Raw genomic sequence first — 10,926 nt, 5'->3', positions numbered from 1 at the left:
TGCGCAGTTGTTCGTTCTCTTGGCGCAGCCGGGCGATCTCCGAAGCCTGGTCCGCCGACATCGGCGTCGCCTGCGTGGTGGGGCGCCACGCCGCCGATGCCGGCTCCTGCCGGAGCTTATCCACCCAGCGCCGCAGCACCGAGTCGCGAAGACCGAGTTCCTTGGCTACGGACGTGATCGAGCGACCGCTCGACAATACCAATTCGACGGCTTGCCGCTTGTACTCTTCGGTAAATGACCGACGTTGACGTTCCATTCGACACCTCCGGGCTCAATGAGCCTACTACAGGTGTCCACTCATTCGGAGGAGGTTCAGTCTCGAGCTGGTAGTCGCCTGACGGATCGAGGCCCTTGAGCTCAGCGACGGCCTCGATGCGCCGTGCAGGTCCCCGTCCCTTGATGAAGACGATCAGGTCGATCGCCTCGGCAATGAGCCGGCGCGGCACCGTTGCGACCGCTTCCTGGATGAGTTGCTCGATCCGGTAGAGCGCGGCGCGTGCCGAGTTGGCATGGACCGTGGCAATTCCGCCGGGGTGGCCAGTATTCCAGGCCTTCAGCATGTCGAGGGCTTCGGCGCCTCTGACCTCGCCGACGATGATGCGGTCGGGACGCAAGCGCAATGTGGAGCGCACAAGATCCGCCAGGCTCGCCACGCCCGGCTTGGTCCGGAGCGTCACGGCATCCTTTGCTTTGCATCGCAGCGCAGCTCGCGGGTGTCTTCGATGATGACCACCCGCTCCCCGAGGCCGGCGATTTCTGCAAGCAGTGCGTTCGCGAGCGTGGTCTTGCCCGAGCCGGTGCCGCCGGCGATCAGGATGTTGCGCGCCTCAGTGACCGCGGCCGTCAGAACCTTGGCCATCAGCGGTGAAGCAATCTGCGCCCTGACGTAGTCGGACAGGCGGAACGTGGTCGTTGCGGGTTTTCGGATCGCAAAGCACGGTGCCAGCGAGACCGGCGGCAAGACGCCTTCGAAGCGCTCGCCGGTTTCGGGGAGCTCCGCCGAGACGATTGGCGACGAACCGCTCGCTTCCGCCCGCACGTGGCTCGCAACCAGGCGAATGATCCGCTCCGACTCCTGCGGCGTCAGAACAACGCCGGTGTCCGCGCGGCCCGTCCGGTGCCGGTCAAGCCAAAGCTTCCCATCGGGATTGACCATGACCTCGACGACATCAGCTTCCTCCAGGGCGAGTGCGATTGCCGGTCCCATCGCGGTCCGCAGCACGCCGCGGCGTCGTTCGCGGGTCTCTGGCGAGAGGAGATCAGACATTGCCGACCTCCTCTCGCCCTGCCGGAGAATGCTCCGGCGGCTTGCCCGTCGCGTTCTGCGCGCGGGATCCGATCTCGCCAGGTCGGGCTGCGCCCAGCGGGGCGCCCTCCTCGAGGTTCCGCATGAAGAGATCTGGCTTCGCAGCGCTGACGCGATCCATGACGTCGGCGACAAGCCGACCACCGGAAGCGACGCGTTTGCCGACCTGGGCGACAAACATCTCGAACCGCTCGCGTCCCAACGCACGCGCTGCGTCCTGATCTTGCGAGGGCAGCGGTGGAGTGATGGTCAGGTAATAGCGGATGAAGAGCGCGATCGTTTCCGCCAGAACGCCAAGATCGCGGTCGACGCGTTCCAGTTGCCCGCTCATCCGGTCCAATCTTCGGATCAGCGCGGCATCGCCGCTCGTGTCCCGCTCAGGGTTGAGAAAGCGGTCTAGCGCAGCGTCGACAATGGCTGATTTATTGGTTCCCGGGCGCCTGGCTGCGAGCTCGAGCCGCTGGGCCACGCTTTCGGTAACATAGGCCGACAGTTTTGGTTTCATCGGGAATGCTCTTCAGAACGAGGGGAGAAGATCGTCATCGTCGCGGGTCACGGCGTGGGCTCGACGTACGGTGCTGGACGCGTTTGCGGCCTGCTGCATTTGGCTGCGGTCGGCGGCGACGTCGGACTCATCATCGAGCAATCGCTCTTCGAGGGTGCGAGCGTCGTTCGCAGGCGGTGCCGCCTCATCGAACAACGTCAATTGCTGCTTGAGACCGCCGTCCTCGTCGCCTGACTGCATGAGCTCGCGATACGGCAGGGTCGCAAGGCGAAGGTCGACGGAGCGCACCTGGTCGCTCCAATCGTCAGGTCGTACCGCCGGCCGGCCGGCATGCGCTTCGCCCGCCAAGGATGGCGGCTTGCGCAGCCGACTGACGAAGTTTGCGTCCTCATAGTGCCGCAGCTTTGTCGCCCTGACCGGTGCAAGGCCTGAAACCAGGACGACGGCCTGGTCGGGCGGCAACTGCATCACTTCGCCGGGCGTCAGCAGCGGCCGCGCGGTCTCCTGCCGGCTGACCATGACATGGCCAAGCCAGGGCGCCAGCCGGTGGCCCGCATAGTTGCGCTGTGCACGCAGTTCGGTCGCGGTTCCCAGTGCGTCCGAAATCCGCTTGGCGGTGCGCTCGTCATTGGCGGCAAAGGCAATGCGGACGTGGCAATTGTCCAGGATCGCGTTGTTCTCGCCGTAGGCCTTGGCGATCTGGTTGAGCGACTGCGCGATCAAGTAGGCACGGATGCCGTAACCGGCCATGAACGCGAGCGCACTTTCGAAAAAGTCCAGCCGGCCAAGCGCAGGAAACTCATCGAGCATCATGAGCAGCTGGCGTTGCCTGCGGCCAGTCATATTGACGTTCAAGGTCTCGGTCAGCCGCCGGCCGATCTGGTTGAGGATCAGCCTGATCAGCGGCTTGGTGCGGCTGATGTCCGACGGCGGAACGACGAGATAGAGCGTGACCGGCTTGTCGGCACTCACGAGGTCGGCGATGCGCCAGTCGCAGCCCTCGGTGTTTCGGCTGACGACGGGGTCGCGGTAGAGGCCAAGAAAGCTCACGGCTGTCGATAGAACGCCGGAACGTTCGTTTTCGGACTTGTTGAGCAGCTCTCGTGCGGTCGCGGCCACGACCGGGTGCACCTTCGGCTCGGCCTCGGTGCCAAGATGATTGGTTGCCAGCATGATCCTGAGCGTCTTCTCAAAAGACTGGGCAGGATCGGCCAGGATCTCGGTGACCCGGGTGAGCGTCTTCTTCTCTTCGGCATAGAGAACGTGAAGAATGACGCCGACCAGAAGCGAATGACTAGTCTTTTCCCAATGGGTTCTGCGTTCGAGCGCCCCTTCGGGGTCGACCAGGATGTCGGCGATGTTCTGGACGTCGCGGACTTCGGCCGTCCCCTTGCGCACCTCAAGCAGTGGATTGTAGCGGGCGCTTCTTATCGGTGGGGTTGAACAACAGGCAATGCGAAAACGCCGAACGCCAACCGGAGGTCAATTCCCAGTTTTCACCCTTGATGTCGTGCACCACTGCCGACGACGTCCATGACAGCAACGTCGGCAACACCAGACCCACACCCTTGCCCGAGCGGGTCGGCGCAAAGCACATGACGTGCTCCGGACCATCGTGACGCAGGTAGTTGTTTTCAAATCGTCCAAGAAACACGCCCTTGGCCGCGAACAGGCCGGCTTCCTTGATTTCCTTCGGCGTTGCCCAGCGCGCCGATCCATAAGTCGTTACAAGCTGATTTTGCCGCGCGCGCCATACCGAATTGAGGATCGCAAACAGCGCGCCCGCCATGCCGCCGGCGGCGGCGATGGCGCCGCCCTGTTCGAAGATTTCGGGAGCGTACGCCTCGTAGGTGAACCACCATTCGAACAACCTCCAGGGCAGATAGACCGGATAGCCGGCAACCAGGAACCAGGGCGCGCCCAACCTTTCCTGAAAGCCAAGCGCTGCCGCGGTCCATTGCGTCGCTCCCCAGGTCGACGCGACAACGATGCCGAACACGATCGTGATCTGCCCGACGTAGATTCTCGCTGGATACATTGGCCGCCCCATTCGCCCGCGTAGCGCAGACGGCGAGATGAAAACGGCGAAAACGCCAAACCTTCAATCGAAACAAAAACTGCGCTGGCAGTAAGCGCGAGGCTGATCAAGCCCGATTGGACAAGGCGATTGAAGATCAAGGTCAGCGCAGCATCATCAAACGCCTCAAGAGCGCGTGAACGGTTGGCACAAATGATCTCTCGTCGTCAGCTCGCTCATCCGGCCGGGGGTGATCGGCCGCTCGACGCCGAACAGACTTCCAGTGAGTCGGCGCGATGATGAATCGCCGTGACGCGATGCCGTACGACTGAGCTTCTTCTCATTGTATTTAGGCGCGCGAAGTCCAACGGGGTTGCCGATCGTCGTCGGGTTCGCAAAGCCTATAAGCGCGCAAACCGCGACGAAACATGTCGGTCCCATTAATGGCCATCGGGGTGATGCCCGGCGCACTGGCGACCTGCCTCATTGGCGTGATCGACGTGCGGGCGCCGTCATCACCGTCGGCGGCACCGGCATCATCGGGTCGATCACGTTGCCGTCCAACTTAGTGCCGCCGCTGCTGCTGGCCAAAGCCACGTAGGCGCCCGCAGCTCGAGCCCGGCAACCCGGTCTGTCATCCGCAATTCATTTGGGACGGCGGGCGGAGGCCTCCTCATCGGAGGGCTTATCCGTCAGATCGTACTCGGCGGGGTCGGAGCCGAGCTCGGTGACGCCCTTCGCAAGTTCGGTTCGGAGCGAGGTCTGGAAATCATCGTCGTAGGTCGCAAGGCTGGTGCGGATCGCGGCTCTCCACTGATCGCCGCGATCCCATGCTTCTGTAAACGCCGACGCAAGATCGGCGTGCTGCCGGTTCGCGATCATCGCTTCGATGATCGATCTGGCCTGGAGCCGATCCTTCGCGCTCTTTGCCGTCGCATCGCGGTCCTCCTTGCGACGGGAGCCGACGATGAGCTTGTGGACGGCGTATCTTTCAGCTGATGGGATGAGGACCGGCACGCCGGCGCCATGCAGCAGCACCGCGCGGATCGGCTGGTAGATCAGGTAGTCGAGAAAGCGCAGCGGAAATGCCGCCGCGCCGCCCAACGCCGGCATGGTGACTGGCTTGCCTGCCTGGTCGTCGGACCACTGGTTCGGCGTCAGAAATTCAACCTTGAAATTGCTCCTCGAAACGAACTGGGTGGAGGCCCTGCCGTCGGCTTGACTTGGAACCTCGCGAAAGGTCGGGTCGACCTGTCGAAGCACCTCCAGGATGGGCGGCATGGAATCCTTGATGGCCACCGAGATTTCGTGGAATTGCGCAAAGTCGGCGTCGCCGGTCTGCATCGCGACCAGATCAAGCCGCCGGCCGAGCACGGCGGAGTAGCATTGGTAGGCAACGGTGCCGACGAGCACGCCCCTCATGCGGAAGAAGCCGGCCTTCGCCAGGGCCTCCACCACTTGGCCAGTCGTCGCCAAGGGGCCCGGCAGATAGGCCTCTCGCGTCAATGTGGAAACGAGACGGCGACGTCCTTTGAGGTCGGCTTTCAGATCCTTGAACGCCTCGACCCGCTTGGTGATGTCGGGATCTTCGACGGGACCAACGTAGCGGCGGTCCTGGCCACCGCCTTCGGGCTTGGGCGTGTCGAAGTACCAGTATTTCTTATCCTTGACCTCCACGGCCACGAATCTTCCGTTCGAGGAAAATTCGGAGGTAAAGCTCTCGTCGAGGCTGCGCTGAACGAGTTCGGAATAGAGCGTCTGGTAAGTGATATCGAGGCTGGCGGAGGCCATGGCGGGAACCCCAGTTATACTATTTTCGCGAAAATAGTATAACTATGGCGTGGGGACAACCGGTTATACTACTCTAGCAAAAATAGTATAACCTCTATGTATATCAATAGCTTATATGGTTGTGCAGTCTGCCCTACAGACCCAAGCCTCGCTTTTGTCCGATCGACCATGAAATCCCGCCGCCCCCGACGGACCCGGTCACCACATGCCCGCGCGCCCTCTCCAGCACCGGCCGCCAAGGCACCAACGCGAAATCGCGGGATCGCTCGATCAGCGCAAAGCGGCCGCTGTTCAGCGTCAGCATGCGACGATAGACGCCTGTGAGACTGTCGCCGGCCTTGACGTCGAGATGCTCAAGCCCCGTTCGCGCCGAAACATCCGCAGCCGCCTGGCGGAGTTCACGAGCCTCAAGCGTCCGCAACAGATCCCCGCGCATAACGCACCTCACCACCCTGCGCGCGCGCAAACCCCTGCTCGATCAGCCATTGCCGCCGCGTTCGCATGGCCGCTTCGACCTCGGCGCCCATGCCGCTCGTCCAAGTGCTTCGAGCGTCCTGCGACGAGTTGGCGATCAAGCCAGGTTGCGCCCACCGCCTGCGGGAGATCCTCGAGCCGCTGCCATGACAGCACTATAATCCGCACTGGATTGCGCAAGCGTTGCCGGCTCTCATACTGAAGCGCCCGATCGAGATAGTCCTCGCCCACTGCCCAGCTCCCGTCGGTCAGCCTTAAGACCGTTCCCTCCCGCCGCATCGCTTCGAGGCGCCGCACGTGGGATGCGACGTACTCGCCTGAGGCTTGCGGGTCGAACTGGCGATGAAGGCGGTCGCTGTAGCGGCCACCATGTGCGGCGGCGATCGTCGCGATGGCGCGATCGATCTGCCGCGATTCTGCGGCGCGAGATCTGAGCTCAACAATCGTGTTCCGGACAGGCGGCTCATCCTGCCCCGAGACACTGCCGATTTCGGCATAATGCGTCCGCCCGTCGATGCCATCGAGCACGACGTAACGGCGTTCTCCCAGTTCATCCGAAAACCCCTCCCCAATGACGCGCCCGACCACGCGCTGGCCGCCCCCGCCCGGATCGAAGATGGTGTAGGTCGCGGCGGCCCGCGCCATTCCAGAAGCAGCAAGCTCGCGATGCATGGTCTTGATGACGTCGCCGCGCTCGCCCATGCGCCTGAGCTTCGCCTCGAGCCCGGCATCGATCCGCCAATGGGTGGGACGTTCCTCCTCCGCCAACCCCATCCGCTCAAGCGTTCGCAGCCGCCCCATTCGCGCGGCCTGCCAGACTGAAGCGCTTGCCGGCCTCGCGCCGAGTTCCAGAGCAACCATCCGGCGCATCGCGCAGGATCGCGCGGTCAAGGCGTGTGAACCGCTCGGCCGCGACCTCCTGCTGGCGCTTGCGTGCCGCCTCGATCTCGGTCTCGGGACCGAGCTCCCGGGTGATCAGATCCGCCGCCCTCGCGCGCAAGCCGTCAGAGATATAGTCGCGGGCAATCACGAGGTCCCGTCCCTTGTCATCCTTGCCGCGCAAAACGATGTGGCTGTGCGGATGGCCGGTGTTGAAATGGTCCGCCGCAACCCAGTCGAGCTTGGTGCCGAGGTCGCTTTCCATCTGGTGCATCAGGTCGCGAATGAAGGGCTTCAGGTCGGACAGCTCCGCGCTGTCCTCGGGCGCCGCGATGAAGCGGAACTGGTGGCGATCCTCCGCACTTCGATCCGTGAAGTCCTTGCCGTCGGCGCGGTCGTTGTTTGCGTCATAGAGCTCGCCCGGCTCACCGTCCCGCGTGACGCCGTCGCGCTGCACATAGCGCAGATGCGCCCGGAGGGCACCGGCATCGCCCGCCTTGATGCGCACGATGCGCGCCTTGATCACGACCCGGCGCTGACGTTTGCCCCGCGCACGTCCGGCCAGCATCGCGCCTTGCGCATGCCCGCGGCCGATCCGACCGCCCGAGAACTGCGATGCGCGATGCGACCGGGGTCCGGCCTTCTCGGCTGCTTGCCGAACGCGCCGCAGATAGCTGGACCCTTTCCTGGCTTTGCGGTTGCCGATCCGGCCAAGCTTCACCTCGAATTCATCGTCATCGACGCCGTGCATGACGCAGGTCTCCGTTCGAAGACCGCGGATATGTGAACTGTCGGCGCACCTGCCAAGACGCAGACGCAGCCGGCCAATGACGGCCGCGCCTTAAGCCACACTTGGCGACATCGCGCCCCGCGATGTCGCCAACACTTGGATGTGCAGACAAGAACTTAAGCACCGTGGAGCGCCAGTGCTTTTATCTTGCCCCACGTAGTCGATCGCCTCTTGATCCGTAAGCGTCCGAACCCTGCACGACTCTCGGAGAGCGGGTTGTCGCTCCATGTCGGCTCCCTGTTGGATTGGGGCATCGCCGCTCGGTTCGGAATGTGAAGAACGGCGCGCGCCATTGTCTTGTTCGGTACAAGGTGACGCGCGGTGGCGAAGCGGTTTTAGAGAGCGCAAATATTGCCGTCAGCATGGTCGCGGACGGCAGCGCTTTGATGGCTGGCTGCGGCATCCGATCGGTGGGTCGGAAACGGCTCCGCAGGAAGCGGGATCCAGTGCCCCGCAAACCAGCGCTGCGGAGCCGCGCAAGCGTTCAGGCCAGTGCACGTAGATGCGATGCGATCATGCGGAACCGACATGCAAACATACGCGCGGGTTCGTCGCATACCGTATCCGGTCCGAGGCAGTGGCACCGAACTGATCGACGCAACGAGGCGGAAGCGCAGCGTGCTGCTCAGCATGGCGCATCGCAGTACATGGCGGCGCGCCCTTGGCAAAGCCGCCGCGCCCCGCTGCAATCGGAGCCGAACGCCTTCAGCCAATCCGCACCCGCCTTCTCCGGATGGCCGCGCTGGAACCTGCGTCGCTGGTGGCGAGCGGCGACAGCTGCCGGCCTTTTGGTCGATACATAAATTTGAAGCATGCGGGGAGGCTTAAGGTTAGCTTAAGCTTCCGCTGCCTCTTGTCCGATGCCACATTCTTTCGAAACGGTGGGAACGAAAGCGTATCATGAAGCGGCGGCTGGCTATCGCCTGTGTCATCCTGTCGGCTGCGCTTTTTGCTCAGCTTGGCCGCGCCAGCGATCATTTGTCCGCTTTGAATCCTCCTTCCCCGGCACCGGCAGAGGCCTGGAGGGTCCCCGATATCGACGCATTGCCGGACGACCGATGGGGCAAGATGGTGCGCTTCGGCCGCGAGCTGACGGTCGCAACCTATGCCCATCTGGGTCCCGAGGCTCCGGATCCGGCCAAACGGTTTGCCGGCAACAACCTGTCCTGCCAGAGCTGCCACCTGCAAGCCGGCACCAAGCAATTCGGTCTGCCCTTCGTTGGCGTCCTCGGCGATTTTCCCCAATACCGGTCGCGCGAAGGCGACGTCGCTACGCTTGAGGACCGGGTCAACGGCTGCATGACGCGCAGCCTCAACGGGCGGGCTCTGCCAGTCGACTCCGCCGAAATGAAGGCCTTCGTCGCCTACATTAAGTTCTTGTCGACCGGTCGGCCGATCGGGGCGAAAACCTCCGGGCGCGGCGTTGGCAGGATGCCCGAGCTGGCCCGCCCGGCTGATCCATCGGCAGGCGCAACGGTCTTCGCGCAGTCCTGCGCCGCCTGCCATGGCGATGATGGCCAAGGCAAACGCCCTGGCGCGATCGGCGACCGCAAAGGCTACGAATTTCCGCCACTCTGGGGGCCGGACAGCTTCAACAATGGCGCCGGCATGGCCCGACTGATCTCGGCAGCCAATTTTATCCATAGCAACATGCCCAACGGCACGACCTTCGATCAGCCTACGTTGTCCATTGAGGAAGCCTGGGATGTTGCCGCCTATCTCGAGTCGATGAAGCGGCCGCAGAAGGCCGATCTCGACCAGGATTTTCCGATCCGCACCGAGAAACCCGTCGATGCCCCGTACGGCCCCTACATCGATGGTCTAAGCGAGAGCCAGCATCGGTTCGGGCCGTTCCAGCCGATCCGCGACAGGCTCAACGCCATCAAGAACGCCTCCACCACAAGCGATAACGGCAAGCAGCCGGCGCGATAGACACGTTTGGAAGCACAAGATAGCACGACAACTTGGCGCACTCATGCTGGCAAAGCGGGACCGATCCTCGTTGACTTGAGAGCCGCGCGTCCCCGCCATTGCCGCGATTGGAAGGTCATTTATCCCGACGGTGGCGATCCGGATGAGGCTACTTCAACCAGGATTGAACAGCAGGGCAAAGCATGTTGACGCTGGCGCGCGCCAACGTTTCTGGCCTCGACAGAACCGACAGCCGTTCGGCCCCTCGTTAGACAACCTCTGTAACCGCCATCCATCAGCGCACGACGACCTTGGCTCCCTTCGGCACCCTGTTGTAGAGGTCGATGATGTCCTGGTTCAGCATGCGAATGCAGCCGGATGACACCGCCTTTCCGATGCTGTCAGGCTCCGTCGTTCCATGAATGTGGTAGAGCGTATCTTTGCCGTTCTTGAACAGGTAGAGCGCTCGCGCTCCGAGCGGGTTCTGCGATCCGCCGTCCATGCCCTTGGCCCACCCGGCGTAGCGGGCGGGCTCGCGGCGGATCATGGCCGGCGTCGGTGTCCAGCGCGGCCACTCCTTCTTCTCTTGAACGGTCGCAGTGCCACGAAACTCCATTCCGGCCTCGCCGACGCCGACGCCGTAGCGAATGGCCCTGCCGTTCTCGACGACGAGATAGAGAAAACGGCTGCGGGGGTCGACGATGATGGTCCCAGCGGACTCCGTCGTCGGATATCCAAGTAGGAGGCTGCTCGACTGCTCAAACGAGACCGACGCCGGCCCCTGGAAAAGATGCGATCCATCGTTCAAAGGCCAGTGCGTTCTGTTTCCATCGACCTTCGGTGAAGGGGCATGTACGAGGCCGGCGCGCCCCCGACGTCTCGAGGCCACAGCATTGGAAGCGCTGAAGAAGCTCTAGGCTGTGTGGACTCTTGGGATTCTCAAATCAGATGGAACGTGATTCAAGGCTTTCTTTTAGGAGGAAGCCTTGGGCGTTACGGATCGGCTCGTTCTGAGCGACAGGCAATGGGACCGTATCTCCGGCTTGATCATCGGTCGGCCGGACCAGCGTGGTTCGACAGGCCGCGACAACCGGATGTTTGTCGAGGGCGTGTTATGGATCGTGCGAACCGGTTCGCCGTGGCGTGATCTGCCCGAAGCGTTCGGCGAATGGAACAGCGTCTTCCGACGTTTCAGCCGGTGGAGCGCCAAGGGGGTCTGGCTAGGTATGTTCGAAGCGCTGGCGGATGATCCG

General features: G+C 63.1%; 8 protein-coding genes and 4 pseudogenes. 3 read left to right on the top strand and 9 right to left on the bottom strand.

Going from position 1 to position 10,926, the window contains the following annotated elements; all coding sequences use genetic code 11:
- The 4 genes and pseudogenes from K288_RS51500 to K288_RS48425 all read right to left on the bottom strand — a co-directional run.
- A partial coding sequence (locus K288_RS51500) for a transposase (RefSeq protein ID WP_027584554.1) occupies positions 1 to 256 on the bottom strand: 256 nt, incomplete at its 3' end.
- 64 nt (positions 257 to 320) lie between these two features.
- Positions 321 to 1,267 (bottom strand): annotated as a pseudogene (gene trbB / locus K288_RS48435) (P-type conjugative transfer ATPase TrbB); the annotation flags it as partial.
- On the bottom strand, positions 1,260 to 1,811 hold the full coding sequence (locus K288_RS48430) for a hypothetical protein (protein ID WP_051335020.1): 552 nt from the start codon (positions 1,809 to 1,811) through the stop codon (positions 1,260 to 1,262). The pseudogene trbB and the gene K288_RS48430, both read right to left, overlap by 8 nt.
- A gap of 12 nt (positions 1,812 to 1,823) precedes the next feature.
- Positions 1,824 to 3,849, bottom strand: a pseudogene (locus K288_RS48425) (conjugal transfer protein TraG).
- A gap of 352 nt (positions 3,850 to 4,201) precedes the next feature.
- On the opposite strand from K288_RS48425, the gene K288_RS0140680 reads away from it, so the two are divergent.
- Positions 4,202 to 4,429 carry a hypothetical protein gene (locus K288_RS0140680; RefSeq protein ID WP_027584553.1) on the top strand — a complete coding sequence of 76 codons (228 nt, stop codon included), beginning with the start codon at positions 4,202 to 4,204 and terminating at the stop codon, positions 4,427 to 4,429.
- A gap of 44 nt (positions 4,430 to 4,473) precedes the next feature.
- On the opposite strand, the gene K288_RS0140675 is transcribed toward K288_RS0140680, so the two are convergent.
- The 4 genes and pseudogenes from K288_RS0140675 to K288_RS55220 form a co-directional block, all read right to left on the bottom strand.
- The gene (locus K288_RS0140675; RefSeq protein ID WP_027584552.1) at positions 4,474 to 5,619 is read right to left on the bottom strand and encodes a GSU2403 family nucleotidyltransferase fold protein; all 1,146 of its coding nucleotides are present in this window, start codon (positions 5,617 to 5,619) and stop codon (positions 4,474 to 4,476) included.
- Between the two features lie 133 nt (positions 5,620 to 5,752).
- Positions 5,753 to 6,055: a DUF3363 domain-containing protein gene (locus K288_RS55595; protein WP_256378890.1), complete on the bottom strand. Its 303-nt coding sequence runs from the start codon at positions 6,053 to 6,055 to the stop codon at positions 5,753 to 5,755.
- Positions 6,027 to 6,867 (bottom strand): annotated as a pseudogene (locus tag K288_RS55225) (DUF3363 domain-containing protein). Before K288_RS55225 ends, K288_RS55595 begins: the two are co-directional and overlap by 29 nt.
- Positions 6,868 to 6,871: 4 nt before the next feature.
- The gene (locus K288_RS55220; protein ID WP_244443452.1) at positions 6,872 to 7,723 is read right to left on the bottom strand and encodes a hypothetical protein; all 852 of its coding nucleotides are present in this window, start codon (positions 7,721 to 7,723) and stop codon (positions 6,872 to 6,874) included.
- A 939-nt stretch (positions 7,724 to 8,662) separates the two neighbouring features.
- Between K288_RS55220 and K288_RS48415 the strand changes: the two genes are divergently transcribed.
- Positions 8,663 to 9,694, top strand: coding sequence for a c-type cytochrome (locus K288_RS48415; protein WP_084800092.1), 1,032 nt, complete (start codon positions 8,663 to 8,665; stop codon positions 9,692 to 9,694).
- Positions 9,695 to 9,968: 274 nt separating this feature from the next.
- Here the strand turns inward: K288_RS48415 and K288_RS48410 are convergent.
- A pseudogene (locus tag K288_RS48410) lies at positions 9,969 to 10,415 on the bottom strand (L,D-transpeptidase); the annotation flags it as partial.
- 244 nt (positions 10,416 to 10,659) lie between these two features.
- Here K288_RS48410 and K288_RS0140655 point away from each other — a divergent pair.
- Positions 10,660 to 10,926 (top strand): IS5 family transposase (locus K288_RS0140655; RefSeq protein ID WP_027584551.1); only part of this gene is annotated, 267 nt, incomplete at its 3' end.

The organism is Bradyrhizobium sp. Ai1a-2 (assembly GCF_000426245.1).
Lineage (GTDB): Bacteria > Pseudomonadota > Alphaproteobacteria > Rhizobiales > Xanthobacteraceae > Bradyrhizobium.
This window is presented reverse-complemented; position numbering and strand designations above follow the sequence as displayed.